Raw genomic sequence first — 21,113 nt, 5'->3', positions numbered from 1 at the left:
GTTCTATCTGGCTGATCGCCGGCCCGCGGCGGCCAGCCAGCATGTCAATGCGATGATCGTCAGCAGTGCGGTTGCCGGCTCGGGCACAGCGACGAGAGTGTTCCCGTAGGATGTTTGGGCGGTCGCGGAGAGGCTGGCAATGAGCGCTAAATCCTGGCTGTTGACGATGCCATCGTGGTTCACGTCGCCGGCCGGCATCTTGCTTCCGCGACCGGTTTGCAGCCAGGTGCTCGAGATAATGGCCAGGTCCTGCGTGTTGACGATCCCGTCGAAGTTGAGATCGCCTGGAATGGCCATCGTCTGATAGATCTGCGTGCGATAGTAGTAGAGATCGGCCGACCAGGTCGAATTGCCAAAAACGGCGGTGCCCCAAGGCTGACCTGGCAGTGACGTCGTAGAGAACATGATCCCCGCCAGGCTCCATGCTCCGGTGGTGGGATCTTGATGAAACACCCCGCCTCCGGAATCTCCCGGCGTGCCTTGCGCCTCGTACGTGGTCCCCTTGGCGTCGAAGGTGGTCATGAACGATACTTCGTTGTTTCCATTGACGCCTTGTGTGGCCCCTGCCAGATCGATCACGTTCGTGCCCCAGCGTAGGGTTGGCATGGTACCCCAGACATCTCCGGCGAGCGCCGTGGGCGTCGATGAGGGTTGCCAGGTCGGCGTCCAGTATCCCACTTGGTTGTTGGTGCGATCACGTCCGTTGCCGTCCATCACCACTTGCCAGCCTGCGGTGGGCGGGGTTGGCGTGATCGTCAACGTTGGGAGGGGTGGCGCCGTCGCCAGCTTGAACATCTCGAGATCGGTAAATTGCGTACCCGCTACGCCCACCGGGTTCTTCAATTGCACGCCGGAGTTGGGGACCGCCTGATAGAAGGAACCGTCGAACAGCGCCTGCGTCGGCGTTCCGCCGCCGCTGCTGCCGTCATAGACATGGGCCGCGGTAAGCACCCAACCGTTACCGAGGTAGACGGCGCTGCCGCTGCCAAAGACGCCGACGTTTTCAAAACCGAAATCGTTCGCCGGAGCCGTCGTGTTTCCCTTTCCCGTGCCGGTGCCGATCAGCACGGCATTGGCTTCGCTACAAGGCAACAACAATCCAGCGCAAATTACGAAGTACCGCATGCGACGGTTTCATCCCTGAGCCGCCATTGCGAGCGCGGAGCGCTCCTCCGCGCTCGTTGCGACAAGTCAGGCTCTACAGAAGTTGTGGCCGAGACTTCGTTCCGAACACAACGGAGCGACGGCAGGAGAAAAAAACGCGCCCTGGCGAATGGCTTGGCGCGCGGGCGATCCACGAAGAAGGTCGTACTATCTCGAAACCGCGCCCTGACCGCTACCTCCAAACGGCATACGAGGTGGGTTTCGATGCGCCCTGGCCTGGCAAAGCTACTCGTACTCGAAAATTGCAAACTCGCCAACTGCGAAATTTTGCGCGGCACACACAAACGAGCGGCGCGAGCGCTGTACGGGACCGAAGTGCTTCTCCAGACGATCCTTCCAGCGGCCGAATCAGCCCAACGAGCCGGGCCAAGAACGGCTAAACGCGATGACAGCAGCGCCTGCGCTTTAGAATTACATATACCGCTCGAGGACCCGACGGCTGGCGGCATCGAGCTTCTTGGTATCGGGCACGAGATACCGCATGCCGGCGGCGTCGAGCAGAATGGCGCCCCGCGGCCCGACGCGACGCACGTCGTCTTCGCTTTTCAGAAGGAACTCGGTCTGCCCGCGGTCAGTTTCCACCGCCCATCGCGAAGGGTCCGTATTGGACGAGACGCTGACGATCCGTTCGATGACGGGCATGAACTCGCGGCGGCTGAGCTCCTCGACGATCAATTGCCGCGGGGCGTCAGGGAGGGATTGCAGATCCTCGATCCACAGCACCTCGACTCCCTCGGTGTTGCAGATCGAGATGCCATGCTGTGGGGAAGACAAGGGAAATGACCGGATCGGCTCGACACCGACATGTCGACGGCCATTCGCCTCGGTGAGCACCAGCCGGCCGAACGAATCGTATTGCAGCGTGATCCCGTCGACTTGTGCTGAACGCTCGGAATTATTTCCGGCTGGCATTTGCGCATGCGCCTCCGCGCGCTTCGATCACGGCGATTTCCATCGTCGGCATGCTTATTCAATTGCTTCGCGCGCCAGGGCCACTTGCGCCCTGTGCAGGCGAGCGTACATGCCGGGCGATTGCACCAGATCCTGATGCTGTCCGGTTTCCACAATGCGCCCACGATCCATCACGATCAGTCGGCTGGCACGTCGCAGCGTGCTCAGACGATGCGCGATGGCGATCGTCGTGCGCCCTTGAATCAGATTGTCGAGCGCCTCTTGAATCTCGCGCTCGGTTTCCGTGTCGACCGAGCTCGTGGCTTCGTCCAGGATCAGAATCCGCGGATCGATCAAGATCGCGCGCGCGATCGAGATCCGCTGCCGCTCGCCGCCCGACAGTGTCTGACCGCGCTCGCCGACCAGCGAATCGTAACCGTCGGGCAGCCGCATGATGAACTCGTGCGCCTTGGCCGCGCGGGCCGCCGCGACCACCTCCTCGCGCGTGGCATCGGGCCGGCCGTAGGCGATGTTCTCGAAGATTGTGCCGTAGAACAGGAACGGATCCTGCAGAACCATGCCGATGTTGCGGCGATACTCCGACACCGGGAATTGCCGCACGTCGACGCCGTCGACCAGAATCGAGCCCTGTGTCACGTCGTAGAAGCGGCATACCAGGTTCACGAGCGTGCTCTTGCCCGAGCCGCTGGGACCAACCAGGCCGATCATCTCGCCCGGCTCGATCGACAGATCGACGTTCTCGATCACCTGCCGGTTGCCATAGCGGAAGCAGATGCCGCGCAGCTCGATCTCACCGCGAATGCGGCCGGGATGGACCGGCACGGCCGGTTCGGGCACGCTGGGAACGCGATCGAGAATCTCGAAGATGCGCTGCGAGCTGGCCGCGGCGCGCTGCGTCATCGAGAACATCCGGCTCATCGATTCCAGCCGGGTATAGAAACGCATGATGAACAGGTAAAAGCCCCACACATACTCCGGCTCGATGCGGAAATCGAACACCCGCCAGGCGCCGAAGGCCCACACGACCAGCAGTCCGGCCGTGTTCAAGAACAGCACCAGTGGCCAGAAGAAGGCCCATACCATGTTGACGCGGTTATTGGCCTGGATCACGCGATCGTTGGCAGCTTCGAAGCGGCCGACTTCGCGCTTCTCCTGGGCGAACGCCTTGACGACGCGGATGCCGGGAATCGTATCGGCCAGCACGTTGGTCATTTCCGACCAGGCGCGGCCGCCACGGGTAAAGCCGTGCTGCAATTGCCCGCGCACGTAATACACCAGCCAACCCACCAGCGGCAGCGGCAGCAAGCCCGCCACGGCCAACAGCGGATCCCAACTGAACAGGATGCACGACATGCCGATGAACAAGAGGATGTCGCTGGCGAAATCGACGACATTGTCCGCCAGAAAATTGCAGATGCGGTCGGTGTCGCTCGATATGCGCGCAATGAGGTCGCCGGTGCGCTTACCGCCAAAGAAGTCCAACGACAGTTTCTGCAGATGCGTATACGTTTGGTTGCGCAGGTCTCCGGCGATGCGCTCGCTGACGCGCGACATCACGATGCCCTGCGCCCAGCCCAACAGCCACGCGGCGACGGCCGCGCCGGCCATTCCCAGCAGGCACAAGCTGACCAGTCGACCGAATGTCGGTCCGTCGTGGTCTTGCAGCAGATCGAGCGCTTTTTCGCGCATCGCAGGCGTCAGGCGGGGCTGCTCGGTGATCTTCTCGAATTCTTCGTAGTGTTGCCGTAAGCCCCCCATCAATGGCACGGTGAGGTACGTCGGTACGAGGCCGACTGCGGTCGTGGCCACGGTCAGCACGAAGCCGAACAGCACCATGCTCCAGCGCTGCCGCGCGAAGCGGGCCAGCCGCCACAGGGCCTTGGTGCTGACCGGCGCGGCAGCGGGTTCGGCAAAGCTTTCGCCGTCTTCGGACTCGATGCTCTCTAAAGGCAATCCGCGGCGCACTGCGTCGAACGAGCGCACGAACTCGTGAGCGTCGCGCGCCAAGCCGTTCGTGTATCGCCAACTGGCCAGGCGGCTGTCCGTGCCCAAGAGATCGAGCGTGCCCAGGCCGCTCCGTTCCTTGGCGCGCACGTTGGCTACGTTCGCCAGCGACCAAGAACTCCAACGGGCGCCCTGCACCTCATCGCCAGCAGACGTCGATGGCGCTTCGGCTGCCAGGATGCGCCGATCGGTTAACAGCACCAAGCCGGCCGCGTAGCGCAGCGGCTTGGCAAGATCGGGCGTGAACCAGGCGTGAATGACCTCGCCGGTTTCCAACTGTTCCAACGCCGTGCGGCGCCAAGCATCGGGCAGCGCGGGCAGAATGAAAGGTACGTCGTCCAACGGTTGTGGCTCCAAGGCAGGGGCCCATCAGGCCAGGGCAAGCGCGAGCGGGGAGGGCGTATCGAGCAGACTGCTCAATTCTAAACCCTAAACTCGCGCGGACAAATCAGATCGTTAAAAGCCTCTCAATTCCGACGATTCCAACGGTTTCGCTTGTGCTGCCCTTGACCGCCTGCGACAGGCCCGTAAAGCTGACCTGGGGTAAATGTTTCCGCCGCATAGGGTTTGCCGGCAGGGGGCCCAAGGCACGATCGCGGTCGACGCAACCCGACCGGCCCCAACGGGTTGCAAACACCGTTCCAAAGAGTCGAAATCTGCTATGGAAATCCGCCGCATTCGCGTCCTGCGCGGCTCGAATACCTGGGCCTGGTTCCCCGTGTTGGAAGTGCTCGTCGACTTGCAGGAACTTAAGGATTCCCCCTCGAACATCCTGCCCGGCTTCAACGAGCGGGTGATGTCCTGGCTGCCGTCGATGATCGAGCATCGATGCAGCATTGGCGAGCGAGGTGGCTTTTTCGAGCGCTTGCGGCGCGGCACCTACCAGGGACATATCCTCGAGCATGTCTCGCTCGAGCTGCAACAACTGTGCGGCTGCAACGTCGGCTTCGGCAAAGCGCGCGAGACGACCGAAGAGGGCGTCTACAAAGTCGTCATCGAATTCGAAGACGCGTCGCTTGGTTTGGAATGCTTCCGCACGGCGGTCCGTCTGAATCAGGCCGCCGTGTATGGAACGCCGTTCGACATCAAAGAAGAGCTCGGGCGCCTGCGCGACATAGCGGACGACGTGTGCCTGGGACCGAGCACGCGTGCCATCGTCGACGCCGCCGAAGCGCGCGGCATTCCCATTCACCGGCTGAATACCGGAAGCCTCGTGCAGTTGGGCTGGGGCGCGCGGCAGCGGCGCATTCTCACGGCCGAGACCGATCGCACCTGTGCCATCGCCGAATCGATCGCGCACGATAAAGAGCTGACACGGCGGCTGCTGCGGACCATCGGCGCGCCCGTCCCCGAGGGGCGCCCGGTCACCGACGTCGACGACGCCTGGAAAGCCGCGCAAGAAATCGGGCCTCCCGTGGTCGTCAAGCCGCGCGACAGCAATCACGGTCGCGGTGTGTTCACCGGGCTGACCACCCGCGAGCAGGTAGCGAGTGCGTTTGCCTATGCCGACGGTATCGGCAGCGGCGTGCTGGTCGAGCGGTTCGCGCCCGGCGCGGAACATCGGCTATTGGTCGTGGATGGGCGCGTGATTGCTGCTTCGCGCGGGGAGCCGGCCGTGATCGTCGGCGACGGCGCACGCAACGTGGCGCAATTGATCGACGAGCAATTGAATTCCGATCCGCGCCGCGGCGAAGATTGCTCGAGCCTGCTCTACACCATCGAACTCGATCCGATCACGAGCCTGGCGCTCGAACAGCAAGGCTATCGTGCCGATTCGATTCCACCGGCCGGCACGCGCATCCTCATCAAGCGCAATGGCAACGTCGATACCGACGTCACCGAGCGCGTCCATCCCGAGGTCGCGGCGCGGGCTGTCGAAGCGGCCGCCGTCGTCGGGCTCGACATCGCCGGCCTGGATGTGGTGGCCGAGGACATCGGCCGCCCGCTCGAGGATCAGGGAGGCGCGATCGTCGAAGTGAACGCCGGCCCGGGTTTGCAAATGCACGTACAACCGGCATCCGGCAAGCCACGCCCCGTCGGCGAAGCCATCGTGGCCACGATGTTTCCGCCGGGCGAATACGGACGGATTCCCTTGGTGGCCGTAACGGGCAGCAAAGGCAAGACGGCCACGGTGCGTCTGATTGGGACGATCCTCGAACGCGGCGCAGGTCCGGTGGCCGTGGCCACCAGCGACGGCGTCTTTCGCGACGGCCGTCTCGTGAAGCCCGGCGATGCAAGCGGCTACGACGGCGCGCAGGCAATCTTACAGCATCCGCTGGTTGAGTGGGCCGTCTGCGAAGTGAGTGCCGAGAGTGTCCGTGACGAGGGACTCGGCTTCGACGATTGCGAGGTGGCCGTGGTCACGGGCGTCGACTACGAGCATCGCGACGATCTGGATGACGCCGAACGGGCTGAACAAGTGTCAGTCCTCAAACGCTGCATTGTGGAAGCGGTGGCCAAACAGCGCGGCTGGGCGGTCCTGAATGCCGACAACCCGACAACGGCCGCGATGGCCGAGTATTGCCGCGGCTCACTGATTTATTTCACGCGCGACCCGCGCAACCCGATCGCCCTGGCCCATCGAGCCAAGGGGGGGCGCGTGGTGTTGGCGGCGGCGGGTCGGCTGCGAATGTTTGCCGGCGATAAGCTGCCGGAAGAAATCGTGCTGTCCTCGGCCGAAGGGGACAAGTGCGCGGCGGACTTGGCCGATTATGCGGCTCCCGCGGCCGGTGCGGCGTGGGCCCTGGGCTTGTCGTTGGATGAAATCGCGCGCGGGCTGGCTCGCTGCGCGCGGCCGCCCGTGGTGGCCCCCGTCTCGTAGCTCTTCCTGAAGCCTTGCCTGGCCCGGATCGAGTGGCCTGGAATTCTCTACGCGATTTGCCCGGGTTGTTGTCGACGGGCCTCTTGTGCCGGCGCTCGGCTGATTTCTCACCGTCGCTTGAGAATTGACCGACTCGAACAAAGTGGCGCGGTCGCCGGTGTGGGTGCCGTGGCCGCGCCACGCTCTTACATCCTTCGTCACGGGCAAGGTCGGGGTCGATCGTTGCGGTTGGCAAAGGTCGCACGGTTTACCGAAGCGCACGGGAAATCGCTATGAAGGTATTCGCGTTGCCGGTCGCCGTCGCGGCGGCCTTGTTGCTCACCGACCCTGCGCTTGCGCAAAGTGGGATTCGCTACGTGGCGATGGCCGGCGGGCGTCCAGCGGGGAAGCCCACGTCACAGCCCTCCCCCAGGCTGACCTCGCAAGTCGCGGTTGCCGAGGAAAGCTCCTACGCGGCCGGCGATATTGGTACGGGAGGGTACGTCGCGGGCGGTGGCGGTGTCGGTTACGGCGCTGGCGGCGTGAGCATCTACGGATACAACCCCGATTTCGGGATCATGCCCGGCGGCATGTCCGTCTGGCCTGGCGTGCCGGCGTGCTGCGATCCGTGGCTGGGATATTGCGGCGAACCACGCTGCAACCATTGCAGTTGCCGCCGCGGTCGGTACTTGTACTTCCGCTGCAATCACGATACCTGCACGCCCGAGCTCGTGACCTGGGGGGGCAAGTGCAGCAAGTGCAACGAGTGCGGCAACGGCGGGACGTGTGCTGCCTGCGGCACCTGTGCATCGTGCGGCAATGGCCCAAACATGTCCTATAGCGGGCAGCCGACGAGCATGCCGCAGCCGGTCGCGGAACCGTCCGCCAAGGCGAAGGTCGATACACTGCCGCCGTCGAACAGCGACGACGAGACGACGAAGAAATCTCCGCCGCGCAACAAGCTGCCTAAGATTTCCATGCCTTCGGCGCTGGGCAAATCGGATTGGTTCCGCAAATAGCGGTTTCGCTTAGGGAGCATTGTCCGCCGGAATCAACTGCCAACCCTCGGACCCGACGACGAACCGGAACGCTCCATTGCTGAGCACTTGCTCGGTATCCCCAAAATCATCGCCGCGATGAAACGCGATTCGCCACGGCCGGTCGGCCGGCAAGCGATGCTCCTGCCCGGGTGCTAAGGCGAACGCGCGCCCCTCGACCAGATACAAGATCGTGCCACCGCTCTCCGCCGGGTTCGCGAGAACTAATTCCTCGGCCGTTGCAGAGTCCGTCGGGCTGGCACTCTTCGCACCTTCGTCCGCCGGAGCTTCGGCCGCGGGTGCGGAAAGCTCGGCCGGCGGCTGGAACGACGGAACATCGTTCGGCGTGCCATCCACAGCCGGTGGCGAATCGTTGTCACTCTTGGTGGCCAGTGCTGGAGAGGCTTCGGCCGATTCATTCTGGGCAGCGTTTGCATCGTTGGACGAAGGCCCCGCCGCGTTGGCCGCCTCGGTCGCATCGGCGGCGCGGCGCGAGGTCGCATTCTGCAGCTGCGTCAAGAACTGCGTCCAATGGGCGATCTCTTCGTCTGTGAGTGGCACCGACTCGACCGCCTGGGCCGGCGCGTCGCCCACGGCCTGAAAGGCGAACAGACGCGCGAGCGCCTCGCCATCGTGGTGATGGGCTTCCACGGTCGCGGCGTCGAGCCCTTGCTCGGCCTGGCTTTCGAAGGCCAGGAATCGTTTCAGATCGGCCGGGCTGAAGCTGTCGCCAGCGGTCGCCGCCGGTACGTCGCCTTCCGGCGCGCGAAGCGCTGCGAAAAACAGGGCCACCGAATCGGGCGAGCCGTTCCGCGGCGCATAGCCGGCACCGGCGTTGCTTGGACTGTCGGTATCGACCCGCGGCGTCGCCTTCGACTGTTCGCTGGAGGGCTGCTCCGGATCCGTGGTGGCAGGAGCGGCGTCAGCGTCGTTTTCGATCGTGATCTGGCGCTCCACGATCAGCACGTCGCCCGGCGAGTCGGTAGCAGCGCTCTCCGCGGGCGGCGCTTCCGTGCTGACCGGCGCAGAGGACTGCGCAGCGGTCGACGTCGATTGTGGCGACGTGTTGCTGTTCGCGACGGCGTTATCGGCTTGCGCGTCGCTTTCAGACGGCGAGGTCTGCTCGCTCGTTACGATATTGTCTTGCGCAGGCGCGACATCCGGACGCGCAAAAAGGTGACGGAATTGAACAGAAATCAGCAGGCCGAGTGACGCGAACGCCACCAGGTAGAGCTTTTGTTTGGAATTGGTCGAGCCACCAGGATCGGTCGAAACGGGTTGTGCCGGCGATGCGAGAGTCATGGTGCGGGGCCTCGGGGTGGGTGTCGGCGATACACCGCTGCTCGAGCGCGCAATCGCGCCCGCAGCTATTGCAAACATAGTGCGCCGAAGTTCCGATTATGCGGGCGGACCGGCGCGAGTTTCTTGCGCGAATGCGCAGCAGCGCGCGGACTGTCGAATGGGCGCTGCTTCCAGCCCGAAAGGGGGGCGACGAGAGGATCGCTATCTCGAACCGAAAAGCTCCTGCATTTTCACGGCGCGAAACGCGAAAATCCCCGCCAGCGATCGCTTGACCCACAGCGCATGGACCGCGCGCCCCAGCAAGCCCAACGGCATTTCGTAATCGACCCGATCGATGACCCATGTGCCGCCGGCATCCTCCTCGAAGATGTGCTCGTGATGCCAGCGCCGGTAAGGGCCTCGCAGCTGCACGTCGACAAAGCGCGCCTCGGGCTCGAATTGCTCGATCAGCGATTGCCAATGAAAGCGAATTCCCGCGAGCGTCAACTCGTAGTCGATGCGTGTGCCGGGCTGCATCGCGATGGGGCGCGGCGTGAGAATATGGAACTTCAGAAAGGCCGGCGTCAGCGTCTCCAGGTTTGCGGCGTCCGAAAAGAACGCGAAGACGGCGCTGCGCGGACGGGGCACGAATTGCCGGCGCTCGAGATGGCCGACGTAGCTACTGAAGAATCCCATCGCCCGCATCAAGAAACTTGCACCGGCGCGGCGATTTGTGCGGGCCGCTCGTCGACGACGGCCCGCAGCGCTTCGTCCAACGACGAATAACGGAAACCGTAGCCGGCGCGCTGCGCCACCTTCGGAAGCACGCGCTGCGAACCGAGCAAGACTTCGGCGAACTCGCCGACGGCCAGTCGTAAAGCGAGCGCAGGTACGGGAAAGATCGCCGGCCGGTGCAGCACACTCGCCAGTGCCCGCGTGAACTCGCGGTTTGTCACCGGCTGCGGCGCGACGATGTTTACCGGACCTTGATACTGCTCGTCAGTGGCGTTTGCCAGCAGAATGCCCACCACGTCATCGATATGAACCCACGACATCCATTGGCGTCCACTGCCCAACCGGCCGCCGAGGCCCAGCTTGAAGGGCAGGAGCATTTTCGCAAGCGCCCCTCCCTGACCAAGGATGATGCCGAATCGTGTACACACCACGCGCATGCCGAGTTTCTCCGCCGCCCGGGCCTCGGCCTCCCAGTCGCGACACACCTGGGCGAGAAAGTCATTGCCTGGCGAAGACGATTCGTCGAGCGTTTCGTCGCCGCGCGAACCGTAGTAGCCGATTGCCGAGGCCACGACCAGCACGCGGGGCCGCTGCTCGAGTGTGGCCAGGCCTTCGACCAGGTGTCGAGTGCCGAGAATGCGGCTGTCGCGAATGCGCTGCTTCTTGGCGGCTGACCAGCGCCCTTCGCCGACCGATTCGCCCGCCAGGTGGAAAACGGCATCGACGCCGGCAAAGGCATCGGCCGGCGGCGTGGCTGCCAGCGGATCCCAGTAATGATGCGTCGCCCGCGGCAGCTTTTCCCGCGCCCGCTTTGGATCGCGCGATAGTACGATCGGCTCGGCGATCTGAGCAGCGAGCCGGCTGCCGACAAATCCCGTGGCTCCGGTGACGAGTGCCCTCATCGGAAACTCCTGCCCCCAGGGCTTGGAGGCTGTTGACTTTCGGAGGACCGCGCCTTGATCCCCTGTTGAAATCTTACTGCAATGGACCGGACTTCAGACACTCCAGACAGCAAATCACCTGCCGAACGGCGCATTTGTGCCGGAACCGGGATGCTTATTCGGCCGCGCCCTAAAAAGCATCCATCGTCACTAAGGGGCGACGATCGCGCCAGGTAGCGCGCAGGGTTATCCGTGAGATAAACCGCCGGCCGCTGGGGAGCTTAACCAGGGTTCATTGGGCAACCTGGTCGAAATCGCGCGGCGTGCGCCCCAGATAGATGTGATCGAAAAGGGCAAAATCGCCATCGACCGGCGCCAGGGCCAGCCCCGTCAAAGTGAATTCGCCGAAGTCGGCGAACAGGTCGCGCGTGACCACGACCCAATCGTTCGGCAAGCTGCCATCGATCCGCATGGCGCCGCCGAACGTCTCACCCGGCGCGGCACCGGCGTCGTAACGGAACTTGAGCGGATTGGTCGACGGCACAGGCCCCCACTGCCCGTCGTGATTCAATTGCACGCACAGGCGCTGGCCTCCGTGCTTCTTCCAGGCGAATTGCAAGTAGCGATACTCGCCGGCGGCCGGGTTCTGGCGGATCTTAACCCCCAGTCCAGGCAGGGCCGGATTGTAGCGCTGTTCCGGCGTGATCTTCACGCTGGTTGCGCCCGTGAATCGGTCAGCCGTGTCCAAGCTCGCGGTGCCGGCCCCCTGACTCAGATTCGCGATGAACTCGGGCTGGTCCTCGAAAACGGCCAACGGCTGTTCGGCCGGCAGCGGCGCTGGGCAATCTTTGAAATCGTCCATGCTCCGCGCCAGGTAAATGCTATCAAAGAGCGCGGCGGTACCATCACCGGGCGTGAACGCCAGCCCATCCAGCTCGAACGCACCGAAATCCGCGAACAGGTCGCGCGTGACGACGGTCCAACCATAGGGCAACCGGTCGCTCGTGCGGATGGCCTCGGCATTGAACGTGTTGCCGGCCGGGCCTGCCTCGTACCGGTAGCCGGGTTTGCCTTGTCCGCGTGTCGGGCCCCAGGTGCCATTAGCGTTGAGTTGCAACAGCACGCTGCCCCCGCCGATCTTTTTCCACGCGTAGCGCAGGTACCGGTATTCGCCCTCGGCGGGATGCTCGGCGATCTTGATCGACAGACCCGGTAGCTTGGCGCGGAACTTCTGATCCGGCGTTACTCTCAATGCCGCCGGACCAGAATAACGATCGGTCGATTCCAAGTTTGCGGCGCCGCCCCCTTCGTTCAAGAGCGTGACGAAATGCGGTTCGTCCTCGAAGATGCGATAGAGTGCCGGCGGCGGCCCGCCGGCCACGACGTTCACAGCCACGGGCACGGCGTTCGAGTTGATTGCCGCGCCGCCACCAGGGCGCGCCGTGGCTACGATCGACACACCGGCCAGCTCGCCCTGTGCGCTGTTGTAAGGAAACGCCACGGGTAGCGAGAAGTCGCTGGCGCCGGCCGGCACTTCCACGGTCGGAGCCAGGTAATCGGCCGGCAAGCCAGTGAGCGTTACCGTGACGGGATGCGGAAAGTCGCCGATGCGCTCGATCTTGCCTGTGAGCTTGCCGGTGTCGCCCGTGCCGGCCTTGGCAGCCACTTTGGCTTCGCCCACGAGCGCAAGCCGCAGCGGCTGAACGGTCGTCAGACGCCGCGCTGGAGTAACGACGCTGGCGACTACGTTCTTTCCATCGGCGGCCAATAGCTCGGCGCGGATCGCCAGGTCGTACGGAATGTTCGGCAAGTCGCCGGGAACGAGGATCGTGGCTACGAGATCGGACTGATCCGGCGCGATGGTCGGCATGCCGTCGAAGCGCAGCGTACGGTCCGTGTCGTCGACTTGCTGCTTTTGATTGTTCTTCGTGACCACTTTCTTGGGCGTGATCTGACTGGTGAGCAGCGACAATCGCACGGCGCCGCCGGCGAAGGGGGCGCGCGTGATCTTCACTCGGGCCGGCACCCGGCTGCCCAGCGGCAACTGCACCCCGGCCGAATCCGCGTCCCAACGGACCGAAAGCGAGGCGGCGCCGGTTGCCGCCACGGCCAATTCGCTACGCAACCAGGGTTGCGACCGAGCGCCCGGGCTCTCCGGCGTTTGGGCAGTCCGCACAAGCGCCACGTTAGGGTCCGCGGCCGTGCCGGTGATCGTGGCAATCGCTTGCGAGGCCGCACCCGAGGCGGCAAGTGTCAGAAGCGCATCGGTCGCGCCGGCGGGAATTTCGTCCCCGGCCACGGTCACGCCCGGTGGCAGTCCCTCGACAGCGAGCTTGATCGCCCCCTGGTAGCCCATGCGCTGCGCGCGAACGCGGACGATCTCGGCGCCGCCGGTGGGAACTTGCTCTCGGTCTGCGAAGATTTCCAAACGGAAGTCAGGGCGATCCGCGGGGGCGATGCTCAAGCGATAGGCGTACTCCGTGCCGCCACGCCGCTGCAAGTCGCGAACGGCAGCCACTACTTTCGTCACGCCGTCGGGCACTTTGAAGTCGAGCGTAGGATCGGTCGTAGTCGGCGCGTCGTCGGCCGAAGCCAGTTGCTCGCCCGATTCCTTGCGAATGTCGAGCACACCGTCCAGAGGCGAGCCGGCCTGCGCGGCTATACAATCGAATCGCAAAGTTTGCCCCGGCGTGACGTTGACGAGGTAGCGATCCTCTTCGCGCGCGGCGAGTAAACGCCCGTTGATGACCACCGGCGCGGTGGCCGCCTGCAGGTTCGGACCGGCGTTGTGTTCGGAGACCTCGGGCAGATCGCCCACGAGGATTTGCGGCCGCGATCCGGTGAGTACCTGGCCCACGGGCCAGCGCGCGGGGAGCGCCGCGGCTCCGCCGGCAAGATCCGCTTCGACCATTTGTCCCGGCGCGAGGTTCGTGCCCGTCAATTCGAACAGTCCGTGCGTGCCGCGGCGTCCGCCGAGTGGAAAAACGTGGTCGGCGAAATGGATGTCGCCGATTTTCAAGCGAAATGCGCCAGGTCCCTCACCACGATAGAGAGCATCGTGCAGTTCGACGGTGTATCGTCCGTCGGCAGGAAGAATCGCCTGCAAGCGCGCATCGCCGGCAATAGCCGGATTCATCTGTCCCCAGGCCAACTGGGCGTTCCGCGCGTCGAGCAGGTGCACGACCGGGTTGAGCTTGCTGCCCAGCCGATGACTTTCGACGTCAACCACGATGCGCTCTCCGGCCTTGCCGTCGAAGGCGGTGCGTAAGATGGTGCCGCCTGCGAGCGTGCCATCGAGCGCGACCGGCAGGGCGCCGGTTTCTAGAGCAAACGGTCGCTCAGGCAGATGATCGATGCCGACGAGCATCGCATTTGACACGCCGTGGCCGTTGCCGACGCGCAAAGGATAGATGCCCGGCACGACCGTAGCATCGAGCGTGATGTCGATCTCCAGGCGATTGGCGGTGCTTGCTGGCCTGGGTTCTTGCCGCGCGATCGGCACCGGTAGCAGCACGCGCGTGTCGGCGGGCAGATCGGCGCCTTCGATAACCAGTGTCGTAGTGGCGCCGGTTTGCAGGCCGCGCAGCGAAAGCTGACTGATCGCCGGCACCGCGCGGACCGGCGCGACCAGGAGCAGAACGGCCGCTGCCGAGCAAAGTGGTGAGAGTGTGGCAGTGCGAAGATTGCGAGTCATCGTTGGGTTATCGCAGGGGGCGGGAAATGCGAGGCGGGCGCACGAGCGATTCGTGCGTGTCTATCTTGAAACAAGCCAAGCGGCGAAGCAACCACCGGGCAAGGGCGAAGATCATATTAATCGAGCCCTGCGTCCGGCCGTAATTCCATCGTCAGGACGGATTTCGGCCGATCAAAACATTACGTATTTCGGCAGAAACAAAAATCTTGGTCCCAGCGGGCGCGTCTCGCTTCTTAAGATCAGGCAAAAGAAGAACGACCCGCCAGCGCCGGTCCAACGGAATCGTCGGATCCGAGATATTGAAATGCGTGAGATTAAAGATGGCGCGCGATTCGATTCGATTGCCTTCCGGGTGTTCGAGGACGACAACCTCCTCGCGGTCTTTCCACCCGTCGGGCACCGAGAAATCGGGAACTAGGACCAGTCCGCGACCATGGATCTCGAAGGCGTTGGTGACGCTGCACAGCTCGACGCGATCCATCTTCTGAATTACTTCTAGAAGCCGCTGTCCCGACGCCTTATTTGAAGGGATCTTCACCCGTCGTGTTCGCCGGTGCGGCCGGCTTGGCCGCCGGTGGCACTGCTTGTCCTGCGGCAGGCTGGCTACCCGGCTTAACGGGCTGTTTCGCAGGGCCCGTCGCGTACGGATTCTTGATCACCGGCGGTCCGGCTGGCGTGCGGTTGGCGGTGGGCCGGCCAGCGGCCGCACGCCCACGACCCTGAACCTGTTTCGCCCCTTGGCCGCCGGCACCTGCTGTCAGCACCGGCTTTCCGGCCGGCGCGGCCACCGATTCCGTAGGCGCGGGAAGCGGCTCGGCGAAAGGATCACTTGCCGCGGGAGTTGCTGCGGGCGGAGGTGCCGCGGAAGCCTTCGGCGCGGGCTCAGCAAACGGATCATCCGTCGCGACCTCTTCGGCCGGCTTCTCAGCGTCGGCGGCTGGCATCTCCGGGCCATCGCTCGCAGCAGGCGGCGCGGCCGGCGTTGCGTCATCGTCAGCGAACGGATCGTCCGCCGGCTTGGCGTTTTCGTCCGTCGCTGTTTCGGTCGCCGGCTCGTCCTTCATCGCCTCATCGGCTGCCGGCTCGTTGAAGGGATCGTCGGTCGCATCCTCGGCAGCCATTGCAGGGGCTTCTGTCGCCTCGTCCGCAGGCGCGGCAGGTGATTCATCACCGGCAAAGGGATCGTTCGTGTCTGCGGCGTCCGGTTCGGCGTCAGGCGGCGCGCTGGCGGCCGTTTCTTCGGCGGGCGGAGCGTTGAAAGGGTCGTCGCCGGCCGGTTCGCTCGCCGGCGCGTCCGTATCGGACGCAACGGCATCGGCGGGTTCGTCGCTCGGCGCGACTTCGTCCGTGTCGGTGGCCATCGCATCGGCGGGCGCGTCAGCCGGCGCGTCATCCGCGGCCGGATCAGCGTTAAAGGGATCATCACCCGGCGCTGCGTCCGATTCGGCAGGCGCCGCTTCCGCAACAGCCGGCGCATCGGCAGCCGGCTCGTCCGCGCCTGGCGCATTGCCGAAGGGATCATCGTTCGGTGTCGCAGCAACTGCCGAGTCAGCGGGTTCCTCCGTGGCGGGCGGGGCATCAGCCATTTCTTCCGACGGCAACGGTTCACCCGCCTCTTCGCCCGGCATCGCTTCCGAGGAAAGAGCATCGCCGGCCGATTCGCCTGGCATGGCCTCCGCCGGTTCCGCTTCGCCGCGCTCCACGCCAGGCAGCGCCTCGGAAGGTTGCGCCTCGCCGCGCTCGACGCCAGGTAGCGCTTCCGAAGGTTGAGCTTCGCCCGCCTCGACGCCGGGCATCGCCTCGGACAAAGGAGGTTGGGTGGGCTTCGGCGTCAACCGACTGCGGGCTGGCATCTCGCCGGGCAAATCTTGATCGGCGGCGGCCTCTTCGGCGGCGACTTCGTTGATCGCCTCGGCCTCGCCTTCCTTGATCGCTTGCTGTGCGGCGGCCTCCGCGGCTGCGACGGCCGGATCAGTCGCGGGGGCTGCCGCACGCGCTGGCGGAGCGGCCGGGGCCGCGGCCGGCGATTCATCGCCAAAGGGATCGTCCGCCGGCGCCGTCGCGGGGGGCTCGTCCGCCGGCGCTTCCTCCGCCGGAGCATCCGGCGGCGGTTCGTCAGCGGGCATGTCAGCAGCGGGTTCGTCGGCCGGCATGTCCGCGGCAGCTTCTTCCGCGGCGGGCTCATCGGCGGGCATCTCGGTCGCCGCTTCGTTTTCCGCGGCTGCTTCCGCTGCGTCAGGCGCGGGTGCTTCGGCGCCTGTCACGTCGTCCGAGAACGGATCGTCGTTGGCCACTACCGGGGGAGCGGCGGCAGGGCGCTTCTTGGCCGCGGCCGGAGCCGGCTTCATGAGTACGTCGGGCTCGGCCTTGCGAATGCGCTCGTAGCGTTCGTACCGCCGACGTTGCAATTCTTGCTGGGCGAGCAAGCGAGCCTGCGACCGCGAGCGCTCGAGCATCATGCGCTCGCGCCCCTGGATGCGCTCCAAGGCGCGGCTGATGTCGTAGAAGCGGTCGTTCTCGCTGTTCTCGAGCTTCGCACCCCGTTGGAAATCCAGCACCGCGTCCGGTTCACGCCCCAAATGCAGGCAGGCCAGCCCGCGGTAGTAATAGACGCGCGGGTCTTTGCTGCCGGACAACGCCGCCGAGGTGAGCGACTGGTGCGCGCCCAGGAAATCGCCTGAGAAGTAACTGTGGACGCCATCGCCGTAAAGCTGGTCCAGCGCTGCGCTATCCCCTTGGGCGCGCGTAACAGCCAAAAGCATGAACGCACAAGCCAAAAGGCCGGCAAACCGGGAGATCATTGCTAGGCTCCGCGAAAAAATGTCACGCATCGACTTGAGTGCCGTCCGCGCAGCGCCACGAAGGGCGCCTGCGGGTAGGCGCTGGTCGCCATTGTCAACATCATGGCAACCGAAGTTCCAGTTTGACCATGGCTTGCGAAGTTGTAAACCAAAAAAGCCGCTGGTCCCGGAGGCATTTTTGCCTGTTTCGAGGCACCTTTTGGGCCCGTCGGAAGAATCCGCGCAGGCGATACGGCCCGGCGAGAAAAGAGGGCAGCTTCCCCCCGAAGATTGGCTGTCCGAACGGGTGCTAATCGTGGCAAGCCACACAGGCCTGCATGAGAACCGTTGCCCCGGCGCCGGGAAGTAATCCCGCCCGCGTCGCGTTGTGGCAGTCGGTGCAGCAGGTCAGGCGAACGGCATGGTCGGCCGAGGCCAACTGGATACCTTCGAAGCGGCGGTACTGGGCCGAATCTCGTAAAGCGGCTCTCGCCTCTGAGGGTAGGCAGGTTGCAGGCAACGCCAGGCCGGCCAGCCAGCGCAGGTCATGCTTGCCTGGTTCCCCGTGGCCGTCGTGGGTGGCAACGAGCTCCGTGGGACCCGAGGGCGGGATGCCCGCCGACGTCGCTTGATCCTGCATCCAAGAGCGCGCCCCGGCAGCCGCCGCCACGCCTAGCATGACGGCTGCCGCGAACCTGAAGAGGTTCGTCCGCGCAGTGGTTGCCGAATGGCCAAACGACGCCGGCGGTTCCCCCCGAACGTTCCTCAATGCGGAAGAGGGCGCAGGCCGCGCGCCAAAGCGCCGCGCCGCGGCGTCGGCGCGAATCCAAGCCGGCCGCCAACCGGCGGCAAATAGCCCTTGCGATTCGTCGTTCGATCGTTCCTCACAAGTTTCCAGCAAATCCTCGGCGCCGGGCAAGGCAACGCGGCCACGATAGCCCGGTAGCGCGCTCGTCTCGTCCGGCTCGATCGATTCCTGAAACAGCTCGACGGCCGGACGCAACGCCGTGGCCAGGCGGCGGCATTCCGCGCAGCGCGCCAGATGGCGCTCGACCTGGTCGTCGTCGTCGGCTGCGCCGGAAGGAAATGGACCGCGCGTCAGAATGTCGAATACGTCGTCGCAGGTCATTGTCGAAAATCGTTTCTAGGAATTCATGGAATCGGAGGAATCGGGACGCCTGTCGAGACGTAGCCCGTCGGGAGTTAGCTCGTGTGGAGGTAGCATCGATGATCCGGATTGCCGGCGACCGTCGGACGGCTCGGAGGCAGCAGCCTCCTCGTGGACGAGCTCGCTCAGTTTTAGCAGGCCCCAACGAACCCGGTTTTTCGCGGTACACAGGCTGCATTGCATGGTGTCGGCGATTTCCTGGAATTTCAGGCCGCCGAAAAACCGCAACCGCAGCGCGTCGGCTTGCACCGCGCTTAAACGCAGCAGCAATCGCTCCAGAACCTCGCGGCGCTCATGAGCCATGAGCCCGGCCAGCGCCGCATCGGCCGGAGCGGTCGGTTCGCAACGTCGTTGCGACGATTCGCTAGGCTCGCCACGGTCAATGGAAATCGTGCGGGCGTGGCGGGCCTGCCGGCCCGCGTAGCGGCGGCATTGATTCAACAGGATGGTCCACAACCAGGTGCGGAAGCCGAAGCGTTCGTCATAGCTGTGGCGCGATTTGTAGGCCGCGAAGAAGGTCTCTTGCACGACGTCTTCGGCGGCCTCGACGGTTCCCAGCCGGCTTTCGGCGACGCGCCGCAAAGCCCCTTGGTAGCGACGCACGATCTCGGCGAATGCCGCGCGGTCACCAAGGTTGGCTCGGCGCATGAGCTGGACGTCGGAGTCGTGCATGGGCTTGATTGCGGCAGGGGGCGTCTCGGGGCGCGCCGGGGAAATCGAGTGAGTGTCATTGTGCCATGACAATCCGCCCCAAGGCAAACAGATTCTCAGGCCGAGATGGGCTCACGCCTTGCGGACCGATTTTTCGCCAAAAAGTGGCGGCTGAGCCCACGAAACCGACGGATGCGAGCTAGGGTTTAACTTAGAGCGAAATCGCTCCAGCGGCGTCTGATCTACGTCTGCGCGCGGCACGCCGCTTGCAAGTCAAGTTATTGGTCGCTGCCTGTAACGGAGTCGGGGCAAAACGGCGTCTTGGCGCGCAAAAAAAGTCCAGGTGCGATTGATGTACTATCTCTACGGCTCGAAGCCGCGCGTGCCGCTGAAACTGGTGGCGACGTTCGGCTCGGAGCAGCAGCTATTGGCCTATGTGCGGTGGGCGACCCTTTCCGACGCCGGAGAGCATGCGAAGTTCGAGCAGGGGAGCGCGCTGGCCAGTTATGACGCCTGGAGTTACTCGTCGCAGGCGCTCACCGACGAGGACCCAGCCAGCGTCGCTTACAACCCCACCCCGAGCATGCTGTAAAAAGCATGAATACCGCCGCGCCATTTCTTGGGTGCGTCGCTTGGGCGATTTTTGCCCGATCAGCACGTTGCGCGGCCAGGGGTAAAATTATCCCGGGGCTTCATCCGGCTCTTCTTTCGAGACGAACCGATATCCCGTTCCGCGCACCGACAAAAAATGGCGCGGGTGATCGCGGTCGATTTCGAAATACCGGCGCAGGCGCGAAATGAAATTATCGACGGTGCGCGTCGTGGGACTGGCGGACAACCCCCATACCTCGTCGAGCAACTGCGCGCGGGTAATAACCGAGCCTTCGTTTTCGATGAAGTAGCGCAGGAGCTTCATCTCCATCGAGGTCAGCCGCAGGCTCTTGCCGTCGACGGTAACCTTGAACGTGTCGAAGTTGATTTTGGCGCGGCCGAACTCGAACTCGTTGCCGATCTTTTGCGACGTGGCGCGACCGGGCGCGCGCGCCCGCCGCGAAAGCAGGTTGCGGACCATCGCCAAGAGCTCGTCCAGATCGAACGGCTTTTCCAGGTACTGGTCGGCGCCGACGTCCATGCCGCGGATGCGGTCCTCGGTCAGCGTGCGGGCGCTGAGCATCAGGATCGGCACGTCGTTCCCCTGCTCGCGCAAGCTTTCGCACACCGTGTAGCCGCTCATGCCGGGCAGCATCAGGTCGAGAACGATCAGGTCGATGGCTGCCGGGTCCTGCTCGACCAGCTTCAGGGCTGAGGGGCCATCGGGCGCGAGCGACACACGATATCCCTCGGCCTCGAGGTTGTACTTGATACCGATCGCCAGGTGCTGCTCGTCCTCGACGATCAGAATGTGCTTGGTGTCGGTCGTGGTGGCCATGGCGGAAAGCGGTATGGGGGCAAGCGATTTATGCGGCGGATTGTTGGGGAACCACGGCGCGGCCCGGCAGCTCGACTTCGAAGACGCTTCCTTGCTGGGATCCGCGACCTCGCACGTGGACTTTGCCGTGCATGCGTTTCACCAGCGTACGGACGATGAACAGTCCCAGGCCGGTGCCGGTCTTCGATCGCTCCAGCTCGCTGCCGATGCGAAAGAAGCGGCCGAAAATCTTGCGGCGCAAGTTGATCGGAATGCCGGGCCCGTTATCGATGATCCGCGTGACCACGGTGCCGCCGCCGGCCACCCACGATTGCACCGTGACCTCCGGCTTGTCACCGGAATACTTCAGCGCATTGTCGATCAGGTTGCGAAACACGATTTCCACGTCGATCGGCTGAGCGCGCACCAGGGCGGGCTGCAAGTCGAGCGTGATCGTTTCGTCGGGCAGTCGGTAGTGCATGCAGGCGGTTTTGGCGCAACTGCGCAGCACGTCGGCCACTTCCACGTCGACCGCTTCGTCGCGCGGCGGCGCCACGTTCAGGCGAGCCGTGTCGAGCATGTGATTGATCAGCGAATC

Annotated in this window: 16 protein-coding genes; 3 read left to right on the top strand and 13 right to left on the bottom strand. The window is 64.4% G+C overall.

Annotated elements, in window-relative coordinates; genetic code table 11:
- Positions 1-3: 3 nt before the first annotated feature.
- The 3 genes from VHD36_10955 to VHD36_10945 all read right to left on the bottom strand — a co-directional run bounded on the left by VHD36_10955 (position 4) and on the right by VHD36_10945 (position 4,422).
- Entirely contained in the window at positions 4-1,125 is a 1,122-nt protein-coding gene (locus VHD36_10955) for a dockerin type I domain-containing protein (protein ID HVU87830.1), read from the bottom strand.
- 450 nt (positions 1,126-1,575) lie between these two features.
- Positions 1,576-2,076 (bottom strand): DUF1854 domain-containing protein, encoded by a 501-nt coding sequence (locus VHD36_10950; protein ID HVU87829.1) that lies wholly within the window; start codon positions 2,074-2,076, stop codon positions 1,576-1,578.
- Positions 2,077-2,130: 54 nt separating this feature from the next.
- On the bottom strand, positions 2,131-4,422 hold the full coding sequence (locus VHD36_10945; GenBank protein ID HVU87828.1) for an ABC transporter ATP-binding protein: 2,292 nt from the start codon (positions 4,420-4,422) through the stop codon (positions 2,131-2,133).
- Positions 4,423-4,741: 319 nt separating this feature from the next.
- On the opposite strand from VHD36_10945, the gene cphA reads away from it, so the two are divergent.
- Entirely contained in the window at positions 4,742-6,901 is a 2,160-nt protein-coding gene (cphA, locus tag VHD36_10940) for a cyanophycin synthetase (protein HVU87827.1), read from the top strand.
- A 272-nt stretch (positions 6,902-7,173) separates the two neighbouring features.
- Positions 7,174-7,899, top strand: a complete 726-nt coding sequence (locus tag VHD36_10935) for a hypothetical protein (GenBank protein HVU87826.1) — start codon at positions 7,174-7,176, stop codon at positions 7,897-7,899.
- Positions 7,900-7,908: 9 nt separating this feature from the next.
- Here the strand turns inward: VHD36_10935 and VHD36_10930 are convergent, their stop codons facing one another.
- From VHD36_10930 to VHD36_10895, 8 genes are all read right to left on the bottom strand, one after another.
- The gene (locus tag VHD36_10930) at positions 7,909-9,219 is read right to left on the bottom strand and encodes a hypothetical protein (protein ID HVU87825.1); all 1,311 of its coding nucleotides are present in this window, start codon (positions 9,217-9,219) and stop codon (positions 7,909-7,911) included.
- 201 nt (positions 9,220-9,420) lie between these two features.
- Positions 9,421-9,894, bottom strand: coding sequence for an SRPBCC family protein (locus tag VHD36_10925; protein ID HVU87824.1), 474 nt, complete (start codon positions 9,892-9,894; stop codon positions 9,421-9,423).
- A gap of 8 nt (positions 9,895-9,902) precedes the next feature.
- Entirely contained in the window at positions 9,903-10,835 is a 933-nt protein-coding gene (locus VHD36_10920) for a TIGR01777 family oxidoreductase (protein HVU87823.1), read from the bottom strand.
- Positions 10,836-11,106: 271 nt separating this feature from the next.
- Positions 11,107-14,508, bottom strand: a complete 3,402-nt coding sequence (locus tag VHD36_10915; protein ID HVU87822.1) for a hypothetical protein — start codon at positions 14,506-14,508, stop codon at positions 11,107-11,109.
- Positions 14,509-14,659: 151 nt separating this feature from the next.
- The gene (locus VHD36_10910; protein HVU87821.1) at positions 14,660-14,989 is read right to left on the bottom strand and encodes a hypothetical protein; all 330 of its coding nucleotides are present in this window, start codon (positions 14,987-14,989) and stop codon (positions 14,660-14,662) included.
- 37 nt (positions 14,990-15,026) lie between these two features.
- A complete protein-coding gene (locus VHD36_10905; protein HVU87820.1) occupies positions 15,027-17,309 on the bottom strand; it encodes a hypothetical protein in 2,283 nt (760 codons plus the stop codon).
- A gap of 289 nt (positions 17,310-17,598) precedes the next feature.
- On the bottom strand, positions 17,599-18,417 hold the full coding sequence (locus VHD36_10900; protein HVU87819.1) for a hypothetical protein: 819 nt from the start codon (positions 18,415-18,417) through the stop codon (positions 17,599-17,601).
- Positions 18,418-18,432: 15 nt separating this feature from the next.
- A complete protein-coding gene (locus tag VHD36_10895) occupies positions 18,433-19,128 on the bottom strand; it encodes an RNA polymerase sigma factor (protein ID HVU87818.1) in 696 nt (231 codons plus the stop codon).
- A gap of 331 nt (positions 19,129-19,459) precedes the next feature.
- On the opposite strand from VHD36_10895, the gene VHD36_10890 reads away from it, so the two are divergent.
- Positions 19,460-19,699: a hypothetical protein gene (locus VHD36_10890; GenBank protein ID HVU87817.1), complete on the top strand. Its 240-nt coding sequence runs from the start codon at positions 19,460-19,462 to the stop codon at positions 19,697-19,699.
- 87 nt (positions 19,700-19,786) lie between these two features.
- On the opposite strand, the gene VHD36_10885 is transcribed toward VHD36_10890, so the two are convergent.
- Entirely contained in the window at positions 19,787-20,536 is a 750-nt protein-coding gene (locus VHD36_10885) for a response regulator transcription factor (protein HVU87816.1), read from the bottom strand.
- Between the two features lie 28 nt (positions 20,537-20,564).
- Positions 20,565-21,113 (bottom strand): HAMP domain-containing sensor histidine kinase (locus tag VHD36_10880; GenBank protein ID HVU87815.1); only part of this gene is annotated, 549 nt, incomplete at its 5' end.

It is taken from the genome of Pirellulales bacterium (genome assembly GCA_035546535.1).
In the GTDB taxonomy this organism is placed as follows: domain Bacteria; phylum Planctomycetota; class Planctomycetia; order Pirellulales; family JACPPG01; genus JACPPG01.
This window is presented reverse-complemented; position numbering and strand designations above follow the sequence as displayed.